At 53.3% G+C, this 18,873-nt stretch carries 17 protein-coding genes; 1 reads left to right on the forward strand and 16 read right to left on the reverse strand.

What is annotated here, in order from left to right; all coding sequences use genetic code 11:
• Window positions 1–6: 6 nt before the first annotated feature.
• From glmU to ravA, 16 genes are all read right to left on the reverse strand, one after another.
• The gene (gene glmU, locus B1H58_RS07595) at window positions 7–1,377 is read right to left on the reverse strand and encodes a bifunctional UDP-N-acetylglucosamine diphosphorylase/glucosamine-1-phosphate N-acetyltransferase GlmU (protein WP_085069173.1); all 1,371 of its coding nucleotides are present in this window, start codon (window positions 1,375–1,377) and stop codon (window positions 7–9) included.
• Window positions 1,378–1,637: 260 nt separating this feature from the next.
• Entirely contained in the window at window positions 1,638–2,057 is a 420-nt protein-coding gene (locus B1H58_RS07600) for a F0F1 ATP synthase subunit epsilon (protein WP_085069175.1), read from the reverse strand.
• 132 nt (window positions 2,058–2,189) lie between these two features.
• Window positions 2,190–3,587 carry a F0F1 ATP synthase subunit beta gene (gene atpD / locus B1H58_RS07605; RefSeq protein WP_085069177.1) on the reverse strand — a complete coding sequence of 466 codons (1,398 nt, stop codon included), beginning with the start codon at window positions 3,585–3,587 and terminating at the stop codon, window positions 2,190–2,192.
• Between the two features lie 122 nt (window positions 3,588–3,709).
• Complete coding sequence (gene atpG, locus B1H58_RS07610) at window positions 3,710–4,576, reverse strand: F0F1 ATP synthase subunit gamma (protein ID WP_085069179.1); 867 nt, start codon at window positions 4,574–4,576, stop codon at window positions 3,710–3,712.
• A gap of 52 nt (window positions 4,577–4,628) precedes the next feature.
• Entirely contained in the window at window positions 4,629–6,170 is a 1,542-nt protein-coding gene (gene atpA, locus B1H58_RS07615; RefSeq protein WP_085069180.1) for a F0F1 ATP synthase subunit alpha, read from the reverse strand.
• A 14-nt stretch (window positions 6,171–6,184) separates the two neighbouring features.
• Window positions 6,185–6,718 carry a F0F1 ATP synthase subunit delta gene (atpH, locus tag B1H58_RS07620; RefSeq protein WP_085069181.1) on the reverse strand — a complete coding sequence of 178 codons (534 nt, stop codon included), beginning with the start codon at window positions 6,716–6,718 and terminating at the stop codon, window positions 6,185–6,187.
• Between the two features lie 14 nt (window positions 6,719–6,732).
• Window positions 6,733–7,203, reverse strand: coding sequence for a F0F1 ATP synthase subunit B (gene atpF, locus B1H58_RS07625; RefSeq protein WP_085069183.1), 471 nt, complete (start codon window positions 7,201–7,203; stop codon window positions 6,733–6,735).
• Window positions 7,204–7,322: 119 nt separating this feature from the next.
• Window positions 7,323–7,565, reverse strand: a complete 243-nt coding sequence (gene atpE / locus B1H58_RS07630) for a F0F1 ATP synthase subunit C (protein ID WP_038629267.1) — start codon at window positions 7,563–7,565, stop codon at window positions 7,323–7,325.
• Window positions 7,566–7,614: 49 nt separating this feature from the next.
• Complete coding sequence (gene atpB / locus B1H58_RS07635) at window positions 7,615–8,433, reverse strand: F0F1 ATP synthase subunit A (protein WP_085069185.1); 819 nt, start codon at window positions 8,431–8,433, stop codon at window positions 7,615–7,617.
• Window positions 8,434–8,441: 8 nt separating this feature from the next.
• Window positions 8,442–8,825, reverse strand: a complete 384-nt coding sequence (atpI, locus tag B1H58_RS07640; RefSeq protein ID WP_085069186.1) for a F0F1 ATP synthase subunit I — start codon at window positions 8,823–8,825, stop codon at window positions 8,442–8,444.
• A gap of 710 nt (window positions 8,826–9,535) precedes the next feature.
• Window positions 9,536–10,153 (reverse strand): 16S rRNA (guanine(527)-N(7))-methyltransferase RsmG, encoded by a 618-nt coding sequence (gene rsmG, locus B1H58_RS07645; RefSeq protein ID WP_085069188.1) that lies wholly within the window; start codon window positions 10,151–10,153, stop codon window positions 9,536–9,538.
• Between the two features lie 109 nt (window positions 10,154–10,262).
• Window positions 10,263–12,152 (reverse strand): tRNA uridine-5-carboxymethylaminomethyl(34) synthesis enzyme MnmG, encoded by a 1,890-nt coding sequence (gene mnmG, locus B1H58_RS07650; protein ID WP_085069189.1) that lies wholly within the window; start codon window positions 12,150–12,152, stop codon window positions 10,263–10,265.
• A gap of 443 nt (window positions 12,153–12,595) precedes the next feature.
• Complete coding sequence (gene mioC, locus B1H58_RS07655) at window positions 12,596–13,036, reverse strand: FMN-binding protein MioC (protein ID WP_085069190.1); 441 nt, start codon at window positions 13,034–13,036, stop codon at window positions 12,596–12,598.
• 155 nt (window positions 13,037–13,191) lie between these two features.
• On the reverse strand, window positions 13,192–13,653 hold the full coding sequence (gene asnC / locus B1H58_RS07660; RefSeq protein WP_085069191.1) for a transcriptional regulator AsnC: 462 nt from the start codon (window positions 13,651–13,653) through the stop codon (window positions 13,192–13,194).
• 130 nt (window positions 13,654–13,783) lie between these two features.
• On the reverse strand, window positions 13,784–15,244 hold the full coding sequence (gene viaA, locus B1H58_RS07665) for an ATPase RavA stimulator ViaA (RefSeq protein ID WP_085069192.1): 1,461 nt from the start codon (window positions 15,242–15,244) through the stop codon (window positions 13,784–13,786).
• On the reverse strand, window positions 15,241–16,737 hold the full coding sequence (gene ravA, locus B1H58_RS07670; protein ID WP_085069193.1) for an ATPase RavA: 1,497 nt from the start codon (window positions 16,735–16,737) through the stop codon (window positions 15,241–15,243). Before ravA ends, viaA begins: the two co-directional genes overlap by 4 nt.
• Before the next feature lie 265 nt (window positions 16,738–17,002).
• Between ravA and kup the strand changes: the two genes are divergently transcribed.
• Window positions 17,003–18,871, forward strand: coding sequence for a low affinity potassium transporter Kup (gene kup, locus B1H58_RS07675; protein ID WP_085069194.1), 1,869 nt, complete (start codon window positions 17,003–17,005; stop codon window positions 18,869–18,871).
• Window positions 18,872–18,873: the final 2 nt, after the last annotated feature.

Below are 18,873 nucleotides of genomic sequence, written 5' to 3' on the forward strand. Positions count from 1 at the left end.
ATTGTTTTATTTTTTCTTAACCGGGCGTTGCCAGCCCGATTTCTGAATCTGTTCTTTACGGTTGTAAACCAGCCCACCGGCGGTTACATCCTGCATAATGGTCGTGCCCGCTGCGATGGTAGCGCCGCTGGCGACCGTTACCGGTGCCACCAGCTGCGTATCTGACCCTACAAACACATCGTCGCCGATAATGGTTTTAAATTTATTAGCGCCGTCGTAGTTGCAGGTAATGGTGCCGGCACCAATGTTCACGCCAGATCCGATTTCAGCATCGCCCAGGTAGCTAAGATGGCCAGCCTTCGAGCCTTTGCCCAGCCTCGCTTTTTTCATTTCAACAAAGTTGCCGACGTGTGCGGCTTCACCCAGTTGACTGCCCGGCCGCAGGCGCGCAAACGGCCCAACGGTACAGGAGGCGTCCAGTTCAGCATCTTCAATAACGCTGTACGGGCTGATTTCACAACCGTCGCCGATCACGCTGTTTTTGATCACGCAGCCAGCACCGATTTTCACGTTATTGCCCAGCGTGACTTTACCTTCAAGGATAACGTTAGTGTCGATTTCCACATCGCGGCCATGCTGCAGCTCGCCGCGCAGATCAAAGCGCGCCGGGTCACGCAGCATCACGCCAGCCAGCAGCAGTTTTTCCGCCTGCTCAGCCTGATAAATCCGCTCCAGCGTCGCCAGCTGCAGACGATTATTAACGCCTTCGGTTTCGCTAATGCGAGACGGCTGAACGGTAGCGATATGACGCCCTTCCGCCGATGCCAGCGCAATGATATCGGTAATGTAGTATTCGCCCTGAGCGTTGTTATTGGTGAGCTGGCTTAGCCAACGCTTCAGATCGCCGCCGTTAGCAACCAGAATGCCGGTGTTGATCTCAGAAATCGTCAGCTGCTCCGGCGAGGCATCTTTCTGCTCAACGATGCCGGTTACCTCACCGTTTTCACGCACAATGCGTCCATAGCCGGTGGGGTTATCCAGCTTCACGGTTAACAGGCCGATTCCGCCCGCAGGCTTCGCTGCACACAGGCGCGCCAGCGTATCTACGGTGATTAACGGCACGTCGCCGTACAGCATCAGAATATCTTCGTCATCGGCAAAGAAAGGGGCGGCCTGCTGCATCGCATGCCCGGTTCCTAATTGCTCAGCCTGCAGCACCCAATTCAGCGCATCATCACCCAGCGTGGCTTTCAGCCGATCGCCGCCATGACCGTAAACCAGATTAATTGCGCGCGCACCGACACCTTTTGCCGCATCGATAACGTGTTGAACCATGGGTTTTCCTGCCAGAGTATGCAGGACTTTAGGAAGATCGGAATACATGCGTGTTCCCTTGCCGGCAGCAAGGATCACCACACTCATTGCGCTGTTAGACATAGCCATCCTGATAGAATTTTTACAGAGGAAAGTTAAACGGTTTCGCCCTGAGATTACTACATTTTTCTCCTGGCGAAATTAACCGGCTTTCCGATTATTACCACGGCAAAGAATGCACCGCCGTTGATGATAAATACAACGAAAAAAGGCGATTTTTAGCCGCTTAATTTTAGCTGTGTAGCAAGAGAGGAAAGGGGCAGGGGACGATAAAAAAATGCCAGCCCGTTTGGGCTGGCATGATTAGCTGCTGTTAAGCCTGATTACATCGCTTTTTTGGTCAGTTCGATGACGCGCAGCTTGGCAATGGCTTTCGCCAGCTCTGCCGAAGCCTGAGCATAGTCCACGTCGCCATGCGCTTTGTGAATATGCTCTTCCGCTTTGCGTTTTGCTTCCAACGCACGCGCTTCATCAAGATCGGTGCCGCGAATCGCCGTATCAGCCAGCACGGTAACCGTACCTGCCTGTACTTCCAGCACGCCGCCGGAGAGATAGATATACTCTTCTTCACCGTGCTGTTTAACGATGCGCACCATGCCAGGCTTAATGGCGGTCAGCAGCGGCGTATGGCCAGGGAAAATACCCAGCTCACCTTCGCTACCTGACACCTGAATTTTCTGTACCAGTCCGCTGAACATCTGCTGTTCTGCGCTGACAACATCCAGGTGATAAGTCATAGCCATTTTCAACCTCCCGGAAAACGACCCCGCGCCGTTTCAGGCTGAGCGGCTTTGCTTTATCCGGATCGCCGTCTTAAGTCAGCGATCCGGGATATCTGCTTGCCACCCTGCGCCTTGATCAGGCTGGGGAAGTTATTACAGTTTCTTCGCTTTTTCCACGGCTTCTTCGATGGCACCAACCATGTAGAAGGCCTGTTCTGGCAGGTGATCGAACTCACCGTCCATAATGCCTTTAAAGCCACGGATAGTGTCTTTCAGCGAAACGTATTTGCCCGGAGAACCGGTGAATACTTCTGCCACGAAGAACGGCTGAGACAGGAAGCGCTGAATTTTACGTGCGCGAGCCACCAGCAGTTTGTCTTCTTCAGACAGTTCATCCATACCAAGGATGGCGATGATGTCTTTCAGTTCCTGGTAACGCTGCAGAATAGACTGCACGCCACGCGCCGTATCGTAGTGCTCCTGACCTACAACCAGCGGATCCAGCTGACGGCTGGTGGAATCCAGCGGGTCAACGGCCGGGTAGATACCCAGAGACGCGATCTGACGGCTCAGAGTAACGGTAGAGTCAAGGTGGGCGAAGGTGGTCGCCGGAGACGGGTCAGTCAAGTCATCCGCAGGTACGTAAACGGCCTGTACAGAGGTGATTGAACCCGTCTTGGTGGAGGTAATACGCTCCTGCAACACACCCATCTCTTCCGCCAGCGTCGGCTGATAACCTACTGCAGACGGCATACGACCCAGCAGCGCGGATACTTCAGTACCGGCCAGGGTGTAACGGTAGATGTTATCGATAAACAGCAGAACGTCACGGCCTTCATCACGGAATTTCTCCGCCATGGTCAGACCGGTCAGCGCTACACGCAGACGGTTGCCCGGCGGCTCGTTCATCTGGCCATAAACCAGCGCAACTTTATCGATAACGTTAGAGTCGGTCATTTCGTGGTAGAAGTCGTTACCCTCACGAGTACGCTCGCCCACACCGGCAAATACCGAGTAACCTGAGTGCTCAGCCGCGATGTTACGGATCAGCTCCATCATGTTTACGGTTTTACCTACGCCCGCACCACCGAACAGACCCACTTTACCGCCCTTAGCGAACGGACACATCAGGTCGATAACCTTGATGCCGGTTTCCAGCAGTTCCTGCGAGTTTGACTGATCTTCGTATGAAGGCGCTGCGCGATGAATAGAGGCGATCTCTACGGCACCACCGTCTTCATCTTTCAGTTCGCCTTTCATATCGATCGGCTCGCCAAGCACGTTCATGATACGGCCCAGGGTAGCTTTACCCACCGGTACCTGAATCGGCTTTTTAAGATCAGCGACTTCCAGGCCACGTTTCAGGCCGTCAGAAGTACCCATAGCGATGGTACGAACCACGCCGCCGCCCAGCTGCTGTTGAACTTCCAGCACCAGACGCGCATCACCATTTTTAACCTCAAGGGCGTTGTACACCTGCGGTACAGCGTCCTGAGGGAACTCGACGTCAACTACGGCGCCGATGATCTGGACAATCTTTCCAGTTGCCATCTTGAATCCTCTACCTAATTCGTTTCTACCCATCGTCATGGTCGTCGCAGTGTCGATCGCGCGTTACGCTCAGCTGATCGGTCAACCTGTCGACAGCCGCGCCAGTGACGGGGTATACCTGGTTAAACCGCGGAGGCCCCCGAGACGATCTCGGTAAGTTCCTGGGTGATGCTGGCCTGACGAGCCTTGTTGTATACCAACTGCAGCTCTTTGATCAGGTTGCCGCCGTTGTCGGTCGCCGCTTTCATCGCCACCATACGTGCGGCCTGTTCGCTGGCCAGGTTTTCCACAACGCCCTGATAAACCTGAGATTCGACATAACGACGCAGCAGGGTGTCCAGCAGCGATTTCGGATCCGGTTCGTACAGGTAATCCCAGGTTTTTTTCTCTAACTCTTCTTCCCCTTCCGCTGGCGGTAACGGCAGCAGCTGGGTAACGGTTGGAGTCTGGGACATGGTGTTGTTAAATTTGTTGCTGACCACATACAGCTTGTCGAGACGACCTTCGTCATAGGCCTGCAGCATGACTTTTACCGGGCCAATCAGTTCTGACAGGGAAGGGTTGTCACCCATACCGGTCACCTGCGCCACGACATTGCCACCTACGGAACCAAAGAAAGCCAGCCCCTTAGAACCGATAATCGCCAAATCGCTCTGAACGCCTTTATCAGACCAGGCTTTCATCTCTGCCAGCAATTTTTTGAACAGGTTAATGTTCAAACCACCACAAAGCCCGCGGTCGGTAGAAACGACCAAATAGCCGACGCGCTTAACGTCGCGCTCTTCCAGGTAAGGGTGCTTGTATTCCAGATTACCTAACGCAATGTGACCAATCACTTTGCGCATGGTTTCTGCATACGGACGGCTGGCCGCCATGCGTTCCTGCGTTTTACGCATTTTGGAGGCGGCGACCATTTCCATCGCTTTGGTGATCTTCTGCGTGTTTTTCACGCTTCCGATCTTGGTACGTATCTCTTTTGCGCCGGCCATTAGCTTCTCCTCAAAGCCTTGCGGCCTGCCTTTTCAGACAAGCCGCCAGACATTACCAGGACTGGGTTGCTTTAAACGTTTCGAGGAGGCCTTTCAGCTTCTCTTCGATTTCGTTGTTGTAGTTACCAGTTTGGTTGATTTCCTGCATCAGCTCGGCGTGTTCGCGATCGGCATACGCCAGCAGCGCAGCTTCAAAGCTACCGATTTTCGCCAGTTCGACGTCATTCAGGTAACCACGCTCAGCGGCGAACAGCACCAGACCCTGCTGGGCAACGGACATCGGCGCATACTGTTTCTGCTTCAGCAGCTCGGTCACTTTCTGACCGTGGCTCAGCTGTTTACGCGTCGCATCGTCCAGATCGGAAGCGAACTGAGAGAAGGCTGCCAGTTCACGATACTGTGCCAGCGCGGTACGAATACCACCGGACAGTTTCTTCACGATCTTGGTCTGTGCGGCACCACCAACACGGGATACGGAGATACCCGGGTTAACAGCCGGACGAATACCGGAGTTGAACAGGTTAGATTCCAGGAAGATCTGACCATCGGTAATAGAGATTACGTTGGTCGGAACGAACGCGGAAACGTCACCCGCCTGCGTTTCGATAATCGGCAGAGCGGTCAGTGAACCGGTTTTACCTTTAACTTCACCTTTGGTAAACGCTTCAACATATTCGGCGTTTACGCGGGAGGCACGCTCCAGCAGGCGAGAGTGGAGATAGAACACGTCACCAGGGAACGCTTCACGACCCGGCGGACGACGCAGCAGCAGAGAAATCTGACGGTAAGCAACGGCCTGTTTAGACAGGTCATCGTAAACGATCAGTGCATCTTCGCCACGGTCACGGAAGTATTCACCCATTGCGCAGCCTGCATACGGAGACAGGTACTGCAGCGCAGCGGATTCAGAAGCGGAGGCAACCACTACGATAGTGTTAGCCAGCGCACCGTGCTGTTCCAGTTTACGCACCACGTTAGCAATGGTGGACGCTTTCTGGCCGATAGCCACGTACACACATTTGATGCCGGAGTCGCGCTGGTTGATGATGGCGTCGATAGCCAGAGCAGTTTTACCGGTCTGACGGTCGCCGATGATCAGCTCACGCTGGCCACGACCAATTGGAATCATCGCATCCACAGATTTGTAGCCAGTCTGAACCGGCTGATCAACGGATTGACGATCGATAACGCCCGGCGCGATAACTTCAACCGGAGAGAAACCATCGTTTTCAATCGGGCCTTTGCCGTCGATAGGTTCGCCCAGGGTGTTAACCACGCGGCCCAGCAGGCCACGGCCAACCGGAACTTCCAGGATACGGCCGGTGCATTTAACTTTCATGCCTTCGGCGAGGTCAGCATACGGACCCATAACCACTGCACCTACGGAGTCGCGCTCCAGGTTCAGGGCGATAGCGTAGCGGTTGCCCGGCAGCGCGATCATTTCACCCTGCATCACATCGGCCAGGCCGTGTACGCGGATGATGCCGTCGCTGACGGAAACAATAGTACCTTCGTTGTGAGCTTCACTCACGACATTGAACTGAGCAATGCGCTGCTTGATCAGTTCGCTGATTTCGGTGGAATTCAGTTGCATATGCTCCAGTCCCCTTAAGACTGCAAGACGTCTGCCAGACGCTCAAGACGGCCGCGTACGCTACCGTCAATGACCATATCACCCGCCTGGATGATAACGCCTGCCATTACAGACTTATCGATTTTGCAATTCAGCTTAACTTTGCGTGACAGACGCTTTTCCATTGCGGCGCTGATTTTAGTCAGCTGCTCGTCGCTCAGCGCACTGGCAGAGATGACATCCACTTCCGCGGTCGCCTCCCAGGCGTCACGCAGGTGGATGTACTGCTCCAGTACTGCTGGCAGCGCGGACAAACGTCCGTTCTCTGCCATAACCTTGATAAGGTTCTGACCTGCTTCGTCGAGTTGGTCACCACAGACTGCGATGAACGAGGCAGATAAGGTTTCCGGTGCCAAAGCACCGGAAAGCAATTCGGCCATCTGTTCGTTGCGAGCGACTTCTGCAGTGAACGTCAGCATTTGCTGCCAACGTTCAATGCTTTGATGCTCAACGGCAAAGTCAAAAGCTGCTTTGGCGTAGGGGCGAGCTACAGTAATTAGTTCAGACATCAGCCCCTCCCTCCTTACAGTTCAGCGACCAGTTTATCTACGATGTCGCTGTTAGCAGCTTCATCCACGGAACGTTCGATGATTTTCTCGGCGCCGGCCACAGCCAGCATCGCGACTTGCTTACGCAACTCTTCACGAGCACGTTTACGCTCGGCGTCAATTTCCGCCTGCGCCTGTGCCACGATCCTGTTACGTTCCTGCTCAGCTTCAGCTTTCACTTCGTCCAGGATCTGAGCGCGGCGTTTGTTCGCCTGCTCGATGATAACCTGAGCTTCTTCTTTGGCTTTTTTCAGCTGGTCGGTCGCAGTTGCCTGTGCGAGATCCAAATCTTTTTTGGCGCGTTCTGCAGAAGCAAGGCCTTCAGCGACTTCTTTCTGGCGCTTTTCGATGGCAGCCATAATCGGCGGCCATACGTACTTCATGCAGAACAGGACAAACAGGACGAACGCGATGGCCTGGCCGAGGATTGTTGCGTTAAGATTCACAGCACAATGCCTCTTGTTAAGTTAACTTACTCTGCCGTTATCAAAGACAACCTGCAGAATCTGCTCATCGTCTGAGGCTTATCGCTCCAGGCCGATGAACTCTCGTTTGGCCCTGTCGCTTAACCCGCGACAGCAAACATCACGTACAGACCCAGACCTACAGCGATCATCGGGATTGCATCCACCAGACCCATAACAACAAAGAACTGCGTACGCAGCAGAGGGATCAGATCCGGTTGACGCGCAGCGCCTTCCAGGAATTTACCTCCGAGGATGCCGATACCGATCGCAGCACCGATTGCCGCCAGGCCCATCATCACAGCGGCAGCCATGTACAGCAGATCCATATTCAGGTTTTCCATGACAGTCTCCAGTTTGTTTCAGTTAAAACGCAGTAGTGTTAATAAAAAATCAATGTTCTTCGGATGCCATCGACAGATAGACAATCGTCAAGACCATGAAAATGAAAGCCTGCAGCGAAATGATCAGGATGTGGAAAATGGCCCAAGGCACACTCAGAACCCACTGTGACCACCACGGCAACAGACCCGCAATCAGGATAAAGATCAGTTCACCCGCATACATGTTGCCGAACAGTCGCAGACCGAGAGAGACCGGTTTAGACAGCAGGCTTACCCCTTCCAGAATCAGGTTGATGGGAATGAAAAGCGGATGATTAAAGGGTTGCAAGGTCAGCTCTTTAGCGAAACCACCAACACCTTTCATTTTGACGCTGTAGAACAGGATCAAAATAAAGACGCCCAGTGCCATAGAGAGCGTGACGTTTACGTCAGCGGACGGCACCACGCGCAGCGCAGGCAGACCAAATACATGCTCACCAATATATGGCAGGAAATCGATGGGTAGCAGATCCATAAAGTTCATCAGGAAAACCCAGACGAAAATGGTCAGCGCCAGCGGGGCGATAAGTTTGCTTTTACCGTGGTACATATCGCGGACGTTACCGTCAACGAAACCGACCACCAGCTCAATAGCCGCCTGTAATTTCCCCGGAACGCCGCTGGTGACACTATTGGCCACTTTGCGGAACAGTACCAGGAAAATCAGACCCAGCACCACGGAGAAAAACATGGAATCAATATTTAATACCCAAAACGTCGCCGGAGCGTCGTGCGGATTCACCAGCTCGAAAGTACGCAGGTCCAGCTGAAGGTTATTCAGATGGTGACCTATGTATTCTTGCGGAGTAGAGATTTCTCCTGCAGCCATGATGCCTCTTACCCTTTGTTGTTAATTACAGCCGGTGCCACAATCTGAACCACCAGCACCGATAACCAGGTTAACCCAACCGGCACAAATACCGCGTCAAGCACGCCCAGCGCCAGAATGAGCAATAAAATCGTGACAAACACTTTCACCGCTTCACCGAGCGCGAAGCTCCAGGCTATACGCCCTTTTGCAGGGGCTTGCGCGCCCAGGCGCCAGGCCAAAATCACAAACAACACGTTTGGCAGCCAGGCTGCCAGTCCACCTGCGATGGCAGATGCGCCCCACGTGAAATCTTTAAGGGCAAAACAGAGCGCGCCGATAACGAGCAAAGTCGCCAGCTGCCATAGCAGCACGGTCCGGGCTAATTTCACACTGTAAAGAGACACTGACATGACGCTGAAACTCTCCTGCCCCGATCGGGGTATGTCGCGTGTCGTATAAAACTGCCTTTGCTCTTTTGAGTCAAGCAGCAAAAAACGAGCAAATTATACGGGCCGCACCTGCGATTTCAATCGATAAGTAGCGAAAAGGTGAACAATTATTTAAATTTCTTTCGACAGCCCTATTTTTGAAAAGTCGCTTTCTGCGAAAACCAACTGTGTATTACAACAATTCCGTCAAATTTCCGCTCACAAAGCGTGCGTTAGATCACAATTCATTAATATAGTACTGATAAAACACGCAGGATTAATCTTAGAAAACCTGCACGGCTGAAGATTAAAAGCTTTATTATTCAATTAGATAATAAAAGCAAAATGATATTATGCCCTGAAGAACAATAAAACGCTTAATTTGACATCACGATTAAAAATTCTGACAACAATATATCGTTACTTCGGTTGAGTGATAAAGTCGATATATTTTCAACAGTGACTATTTATCGCAGTTTTGCTCAAAGATAAGGTGATCACCTTGATAAATATTTGTAAATTCCACGTTAAATATTACAAAAAGTTTCAGATAATGACTACGGGTTCATTTAACGTGAATGCAACAAAAGTGGCCGAACAAGCGTGAAAATAAACAGAATCAAACGGCCATTTTTTAAGCAGGACAACCGCGATAAAAGCGCCATCAGGTGACCACCGAATGGCACGAAGAGCTAAAGCGTCTCAATAATGACCAGATGACGCTCACCTTCCAGTTGTGGAACCTTCAGCGCTACCACATCCGTAACCTTAAACTGAGGTGGCAACGCTGCAATTTCTTCTGCTGGATGCTGTCCTTTTAGCGCATAGAAGCGCCCTTCCCTGCCTGGGAGGTGGTGACACCAGTTCACCATATCGCTCAGTGAAGCAAATGCCCGGCTGATGACGCCGTCAAAAGCGGGCTCGCCGCTGAAGTCTTCCACACGGCTCTGTACTGGCTCGATGTTCTGTAAGCCGAGCGAGAATTGAACCTGGCGCAAAAAGCGTATGCGCTTACCAAGGCTATCCAGCAGCGTGAAATGAGCATCGGGACGTACAATCGCCAGGGGTACGCCGGGTAATCCCGGGCCGGTGCCAACATCGATAAAGCGGTTCCCGATAAGAGAAGGGTTAACCACAATGCTGTCGAGAATATGGCGCACCAGCATCTCTTGCGGATCGCGAACCGAAGTGAGGTTATAGGCCTTATTCCACTTATGCAGCAGTTCAACATAGCCAATCAGCTGCTGTTTTTGCTGATCGGACAGAGAAATGTTGGCTGCGCTGAGCAGCTGAGTCAGTTTATTAATCACAAGATATTCCAGTTGCTAAAGGCGGGCAGGCGGAGAAGTCACCGCGATCTTACTCTGCCAGCCGCGAGCGGTCGCCGATGAAAAAATAAGGCGGTTTCCCGCCTTATTATCAGGCGCTTTTACGCAGCAAGCCCTGTTTTTTCAGATAAATAAGCAAAATAGAGATGGCTGCCGGCGTGATACCGGAGATACGAGACGCCTGTCCAATCGAACCGGGTTTATGATCGTTTAGTTTGGCGATCACTTCATTCGACAGTCCGTTGACGTTGCGATAATCCAGATCCACCGGCAACAGCGTGTTTTCATTGCGCTGCTGGCGATCTATCTCTTCCTGCTGACGGGCAATATAACCTTCATACTTAACCTGGATCTCAACCTGCTCAGCAGCCTGCGGATCGGTCAGCGCCGGACCAAAGCCTTCCAGCTCCATCAGGCGCTGATAGGTCATCTCAGGGCGACGCAGCAGATCTTCTCCGCTCGCCTCTTTGGTCAGCGGCGTATTCAGTGCTGCATTTACCTGCTCAACATCAGCGGATTTAGGATGAACATGAATATCACGCAAACGCTGACGTTCCAGTTCAATGCTTTCCAGCTTTTGATTGAAGCGTGCCCAGCGGGCGTCATCAACCAGCCCCAATTCACGAGCGGTTTCCGTGAGACGCAGATCGGCGTTGTCTTCGCGCAGCATCAAACGATACTCGGCACGTGACGTAAACATACGGTACGGCTCTTTGGTGCCCAGGGTGCACAGATCGTCAACCAGCACGCCAAGGTAGGCCTGATCGCGACGCGGAGCCCAGGTCTCTTTCCCGGCAGAGAGGCGACCGGCGTTCAAACCTGCCAGCATGCCCTGTGCTGCCGCTTCTTCGTAACCGGTAGTACCGTTGATCTGACCGGCAAAAAACAGGCCCTGAATAAATTTGCTTTCCAGCGTGGGTTTTAAGTCGCGCGGATCGAAGAAGTCGTACTCAATCGCATAGCCCGGACGCACAATCTTCGCATTTTCCATGCCCTTCATTGAGCGCACGATTTGCATCTGTACGTCAAACGGCAGGCTGGTGGAAATTCCGTTCGGGTAAATTTCGTTGCTGGTCAATCCTTCCGGCTCAAGGAAGATCTGATGAGCATTGCGATCGGCAAAGCGCATCACTTTATCTTCAATCGACGGGCAGTAACGCGGACCGATCCCTTCGATCACGCCAGCATACATCGGGCTACGATCGAGGTTATTGCGGATCACTTCATGCGTTTGCTCATTGGTATGGGTGATGTAGCAGGGAACCTGCTGCGGATGCTGCGAAGCATCGCCCATAAACGAGAAAACCGGCATTGGATCGTCGCCATACTGCGGGGCCAGTACACTGAAATCGATGGTGCGGGCGTCAATACGCGGCGGCGTACCGGTTTTCAGACGGCTGACGCGTAGCGGCAATTCACGCAGGCGGCGCGCCAGCGGAATAGACGGTGGATCGCCTGCACGACCGCCGCTGTAGTTATCAAGGCCGATATGAATTTTGCCGTCGAGAAAAGTGCCGACCGTCAACACAACGGCACGAGCGCGGAATTTAAGTCCCATCTGGGTAACGGCACCAACCACGCGATCGTTTTCTACGATCAGATCCTCTACCGCCTGCTGGAAGATCATCAGATTGGGCTGATTCTCCAGCGCAGTGCGCACCGCCTGACGATAAAGCACCCGGTCAGCCTGAGCGCGAGTGGCGCGGACTGCGGGTCCTTTGCTGGCGTTTAGTATCCTAAACTGGATGCCGGCACGATCGATCGCGCTGGCCATCAGGCCGCCCATCGCATCCACTTCTTTCACCAGATGTCCCTTTCCGATGCCGCCGATCGCCGGATTACAGGACATTTGCCCCAGCGTATCGATGTTATGGGTTAACAGCAGCGTTTGTTGACCCATCCGGGCCGCAGCCATAGCGGCTTCAGTGCCTGCATGACCACCGCCAATGACGATGACGTCAAAAGGATCGGGATAAAACATGGGAAATACCTCGTTAGTGTTCGATCAGGGATCATTGCCCTGGGCCGTGGATTCTACTCAAATTCATAGCGTGACGAAAGCGTCGGGATCGCAGGGTAATTAATAGAAGATCTTTATTCTTTAAAGGATCTCTTTGTTAGATCTCTTATTAGGATCGCCGGTTTCTGTGGATAAGGTCTGCTTTGAGTGCCAGATCAAACAGTTGGTAAGGATCGTTTGCTGTGAATGATCGGTGATCCTGATCCGTATAAGCTGGGATCAAAATGGCGACTTATGCACAGAACAAAAAAGCAACACAGGTTATACCTTGGATAACTACCGGTTATCAGACCCTTTCAAGTCTAGTTATCCACAGTTTAATGGAAGATCCTGGGATAAAAAGAGTGGAAAAAACTGGGGATCGACCGAAAAAAGGGTGGAGATCCCAGCTTTGATCGTGCCTTTTACAGGAGTGAGCGCCAGTTCTCTAACCAAACCTCTGCCGGATCTTCAGGGATCTCATGTTCCAGGACATCAATTTCCAGTCGTTCGCCGATGCGTTTCGCCCCCAGGCTAACGATCAACTGCTCAAACTGCTTGATCGCACCGCAAAAAAGATCGTATTCGCGGTTGCCAATGCCCACCGCGCCAAAGCGCAAGCCGGAAAGATCCGGGCGCTGCTGTTCCAGCGCTTCATATAACGGCTGCAGATTATCTGGTAATTCGCCTGCGCCATGCGTGGAACTAACAATCAGCCACAGCCCCTGCAATGAAAGTTCGTCCAGCGCCGGGCCGTGCAGCGTCTCGGTTGAAAAGCCCGCTTCTTCCAGCTTGTCAGCCAGATGTTCGGCAACATATTCCGCACTGCCAAGAGTGCTGCCGCTAATAAGAGTGATATCTGCCATGGTGCGATCCTGCAACGCGCTGTCATCAAGAGCGAGCATTGTACGCTGTGATCAGGCTGGGATCTACCTGTGGAAAACAGGAAGATTAATGTGGGTTAATGCGTGGATCCGCCTGTCCGGCGCGGTTCCACGTTCGGGATAAGTTTATGCACAGCTCAGGGTTTGATGGTGCGCATGATCGGGTTCTGTAAGGAGATCAGGGTTTCGGTAGACTGGATTTCGTCAATGGTCTGGATCTTGTTGATAAGCACTAATTGCAGGGCATCGATAGATCGACACATCACTTTAATAAAGATGCTGTAGTGACCCGTGGTATACCAGGCCTCCACTACTTCATCCAGCGCTTCCAGTTTGGCCAGCGCCGCCGGATAATCGCGGGCGCTTTTTAAAATGATGCCGATAAAGCAGCAGACGTCATAACCCAGCCGTTTGGGGTCGATCTCTACCCGTGTGCCTTTGATAATGCCGGCCTGACGCATTTTCTCCACCCGTACATGAATCGTGCCGGGACTGACATTGAACTGTTTGGCCAGTTCGGCATAGGCGGTACGGGCATTGTCCAGCAGCGCATTAAGGATACCGCGATCCAGATTGTCGAGTTGTAGCGTTTCTGCCACGGTTAGGCTCCACGGTTGGTTAAGTATTAAAAAGAAGAATAATTCGCTGAGCCGAACAAAAAGATGCCCGACTGACCTGAGGCATCCTACCGTTGCCGACGAGGAAAGCAAAGGCAATCTACCGGTGACGCTAACGCTTCCAGCGACGCAGCAGGCGCTGCTTCAGACCGGTATCGAAGCGCCAGATATAATCGAAAATACGCAGGATGCCCGGCTTACCGTGTGCCGACAGGGCGACGGCATGAAAGCGCTGCTGATGCTGCTGTTGGTGATGTTTGATCGTTGTGATCAGCCCATCCGGCAGTCGCTGAGCAATAAAATCAGACACGATCACCGCATCCGCTTCCCGCCACGCTTCACCCTGCAAACGTTGCAGTACCGCCTCCAGACAGGCGGCGAGATCGGTGCCGCCGCGAAAGCGCTGGTTAAGGAAGCGAATCGCCTGAGCGATACCATCTTCCGCCGTCAGTTCATAGCCCACTACCTCATGCGCAAACAGCATGATATAGCAGCGACGTTTGTCTGCCAGCGCGACTTTGAGCAGGGCCAGACAGAACGCTTTTGCGCAGCGTTCATTAAAGCCACCCATTGAGCCGGAGGTATCTACGCAGACAATAAAGGGACCGCGCGGACATATTTCCTGTTGCTGATGTTTAACCGGGCGCTGCGTTACTTTCTCATGCCAGCTTTCACCCTGCAGGCGATAGGTCAGCAGACGTTTCTCAACCAGACGCCGGTAGAATTCCAGCTCCAGTTCACCGATCCCCAGCGTCGCCAGTTCGGCAGGCAGCAGCCGCAGCACATCTTCGCTCTGATGCAGCCCGTTGACCTCCTCCGGCACGCTGGCAGGCTCGCGCATCTGCTGACGCAGCGCTTCCGGCGGTGCTTCTTGTGCCGGAACCGCCTTTGCGGCGCGGCTGCGGCCCAGTTGCTGTGCCAGCTTCATCAGCTCTGGCTGCCCGGCCAGGAACTCGCCATACTCCACCAGCCGCTGATAATCATGGTGCTGTAACGGCGCGGCGCTCATATCCCACAGACGGCCCGCGCAGGACTCCTGGTTTTCTGACAGTAACGGCGCCAGCTGCCCGCTGAGGGCCATACGTTGCTGCAGCTCAGCCAGCAGCGCTTCCCGCTGTTCCTCTAACAGCTGCTCATTCAGCGTCATGGTTTGCAGCGTCAGACTGAGTCGCCAGCGCTGAAGAAACAGCATGTGCTGCGCCGGGCTTAACCGCTGACGATCGCTGTTGTCCGCCAGTGTTCGGGCCTGTTCCGCAAAAGGCGAAGCCAGTTTTTCGAGGTCGTTGAGCAAAGTAGGCAATGCGGCAGTAAAATGCAGTGGGTCAAAAGTTTGATAGTGCTGAAACAGTTTAAACTCCTGATTCAGCGTAGCAGGCACCGGCGCCGCCTTTAAATGCGCAATGATTTCCGCTCTGCGGCCTGGCATTTCACGCATCAGCGCCTGCTTCATGCCGGGAAAGCTTTCAAAAAACAGTACCAGCTGCGGCGAAGCCATTAGCACAATCACCAGATCTTCAATCAGGTCTCCTTCGCTAATCGACAGCAGCGCGTTGAGCGTATCCAGAGAGATCATCGTCTGGCTTGTTTTAGCTGTTCAGCCACATCCTGCAGGCTATTTTCAATACGGGTCAGCCAGTCGTCGCTGATAAACAGACAGCGCTGATGCTGAGTAAAGAGAGCGCGTTGGTTGCGCAGTTGCTCTTCCAGCGCGTCCAGCGCCTCGCTGATTTCCGCCGGTAGCGCGGCATGATCGAGGTCGCCGGGCAACGCCAGCCGGGACGATTGCAGGCTGACGTCGCGCAGCACCAGACAATCGCTGCTGTCTACCTGCAAATTCAGCGGCTGGGCGAAACCGATGCCGTTCAGTTTACCGCGCACCTCGCCCCCTTTTTGCAGCCACTGTTGCAGGGCATCGTGGGCGATGGTCACATGAGTAACCTGCATTTCATGCAGGACCAGCGGCTGTTGCAGCATCAACGTCAGCATCTCTGCGGTAAGCGAAGCAGGGAGTTCATAGTGCGCTTTGCGGCTAAATCTCCCGCCATGCTTCTTGAGTTGAATTGCCCGATCGAGGCTTTGCTGCTGCGCCAGCGTCAGACGACGCGCTTTAATGCGCTGTAGCTGAATAAGCATCGACTGCTGCTGCCAGGCCTGCTGCGTCATTAACGTGTCGATTTCGCGATCCAACAGCGTCATTGAGGGGAGATCGTGCCACAGGCAATCTTTTAACAGGATCAGATCCACCGGCGCGATAGCCTGGCGGCCGCTGAAAAAGGCGCTGGCCTGCAGCAAATGAATCGCTTTTTTCCAGCGTCTGTCAGAGATATAAGGCGCATCCGGTAACGCTTCCAGCCGCTGACGCAGTTGATAAATCAGTTCGAATACTGGCTCCGGCAGTGCCACCTGCATGATACTGGCCTGCCACTGCTGATACTCTTCATCACTAATGCACAACGTGCTGTCTACAGGATTCGCGTTTTCATCCTGCTGGTGGATTAACATATTCCGGAAATTTTGCTTTTCATGGACGTTATCCAGCCACAGACGAATCAGCATTCGGTCATAGAGCGCTTCCAGCCCGCTGTTTGCTTCAGGCAGTTCGTTGGAGGCGGTGACCAACAGCCGCATGGGTATCGTTTCTTCGCAATCACCGTTACGGAAGCGACGTTCATTGATAGCGGTAAGCAGCGTGTTGAGGATTGCAGGGCCCGCTTTCCAGATCTCATCCAGAAAAACGATTTCCGCGTCGGGAAGGTAACCTTTGGTGAGCCGTTGATAACGGCCTTCATCTTTCAGCGCCTGAATGGAAAGCGGGCCGAAAACCTCTTCCGGCGTGGAGAAGCGCGTCATCAAATATTCAAACGCGCGCGCATGTTGGAAAGCGAATTTCAGGCGGCGGGCAATCAGACTTTTGGCAATGCCAGGCGGACCAAGTAAAAAAACGCTTTCTCCGCTAAGCGCCGCCAGCAAACAAAGGCGAACAGCATGATGACGTTCATATAAGCCTTTTTCTAACGCATTGCTGAGACGAGAAATTCTTTCCGCCAGTAGATGTGGTTGAGCCATAATCAGTCAATTATCCTGTTACTACTGCACACGCAATACCCGATTAGCGAGCGCAAACACTACTGGCTATCATGCTTGAATGCGTTGATAGTCGTCAGCTTTTTTATCGTGAAACGGTGAAGCGGCGCTTTTATTGCTTAAAGATGCCAAAAGCTGCCCAGGTTCAGGGGTGGGCTTTTGCAGAAAATTAGGCATACTGTGCGCTTTTTGATGGCTTGAGCCGTGCGCAGAGATGCGTTACTTCGCTCCAACAAAAGATGACATTATGAGCTCTGATAAGAAGCAGCCTCTCGCCGCCGTAACGCTGGCGGCAATAGGTGTGGTTTACGGGGATATTGGCACCAGTCCGCTTTACACCCTACGCGAGTGCCTGTCCGGGCAGTTTGGCTTTGGCGTAGAGCGAGGAGCCGTATTTGGCTTTTTATCGCTGATTTTCTGGTTGCTGATTCTGGTGGTGTCGCTGAAATATATCAGCTATGTCATGCGCGCCGATAATGCCGGAGAGGGGGGAATACTCACGCTGATGTCGCTGGCAGGCCGCAACACGGGCGGACGCGCGACCGCCGTGCTGGTCATTATGGGGCTGATTGGCGGCAGTTTTTTTTATGGCGAAGTCGTAATTACGCCTGCTATTTCAGTGATGTCGGCCATTGAGGGTCTTGAAATCGCAGCGCCTTCGCTGGATGCCTATATTGTGCCGCTGTCGATTACCGTACTGACGCTGCTGTTTATTATTCAGAAACATGGCACCGGCATGGTTGGCAAGCTGTTTGCTCCGGTGATGCTGCTGTGGTTTGGCGTACTGGCGGTGCTGGGCGCACGCAGCATTTTTCATAACCCCGAAGTTCTGCAGGCGCTGAATCCCAGCTGGGCGGTGCATTTCTTTCTTGAATATAAACAGGTTTCTTTCTTTGCGCTGGGCGCGGTGGTGCTGTCGATAACCGGCGTGGAAGCTCTGTATGCGGATATGGGGCACTTCGGTAAGATACCGATTCGTCTGGCCTGGTTTAGCGTTGTTCTTCCGTCGCTGGTGCTGAACTATTTCGGTCAGGGCGCGCTGCTGCTGGAGCATCCGGAAGCGATTAAAAACCCCTTTTTCCTGCTGGCGCCGGACTGGGCGCTGATTCCCATGTTGATTCTCGCTACGTTAGCCACGGTTATCGCCTCACAGGCGGTGATCTCCGGCGTGTTTTCTCTGACGCGTCAGGCGGTACGCCTGGGTTATCTGCCGCCGATGCGCATTATTCATACTTCAGAAGAGGAGTCCGGCCAGATCTATATCCCGGTGATTAACTGGCTGCTCTACTATGCGGTGCTGATTGTGATTATCAGCTTCGAACACTCCAGCAATCTGGCGGCGGCTTACGGTATCGCCGTGACCGGAACCATGATCCTGACGTCGATTCTGGTCTGTACGGTGGCGGTTAAAAACTGGCACTGGAACCGTCTGTTGGTGGGAGCAATCCTGTCAGGGCTGTTATGTATTGATATTCCGCTTTTCTCGGCCAACCTGATTAAAGTTTTTTCCGGCGGCTGGCTGCCGCTCTGTCTGGGGCTGGCGATGTTTATCATCATGACCACCTGGAAAAGCGAACGTTTCCGGTTGCTGCGCCGCATGCATGAGCACGGCAACTCCCTTGAGGCGATGATCGCTTCGCTGGAGAAATCGCCGCCGGTGCGCGTGCCGGGTACGGCGGTTTATATGTCGCGCGCGCTGAATGTTATTCCCTTTGCTCTGCTGCATAACCTGAAACATAACAAGGTGCTGCATGAGCGCGTGGTGCTACTGACGCTGCGTACCGAAGATGCGCCTTACGTGCATAACGTTCGCCGCGTGACCATTGAGCAGCTTTCGCCGACCTTCTGGCGTGTGGTAGGCAGCTATGGCTGGCGGGAAACGCCCAATATGGAAGAGATTTTCCATCGCTGCGGTCTGGAAGGGCTTAACTGCCGCATGACGGAAACCTCCTTCTTTATGTCGCACGAATCGCTGATCATTGGCAAACGACCCTGGTATTTGCATTTGCGCGGCAAGCTGTTCCTGGCCTTGCAGCGTAACGCGCTGCGCGCACCCGATCAGTTTGAGATCCCGCCGAACCGGGTGATTGAGCTGGGCACGCAGGTAGAAATCTAGCG

Origin of the sequence: Pantoea alhagi (genome assembly GCF_002101395.1) — a bacterium.
GTDB classification, from domain to species: Bacteria; Pseudomonadota; Gammaproteobacteria; order Enterobacterales; family Enterobacteriaceae; genus Mixta; species Mixta alhagi.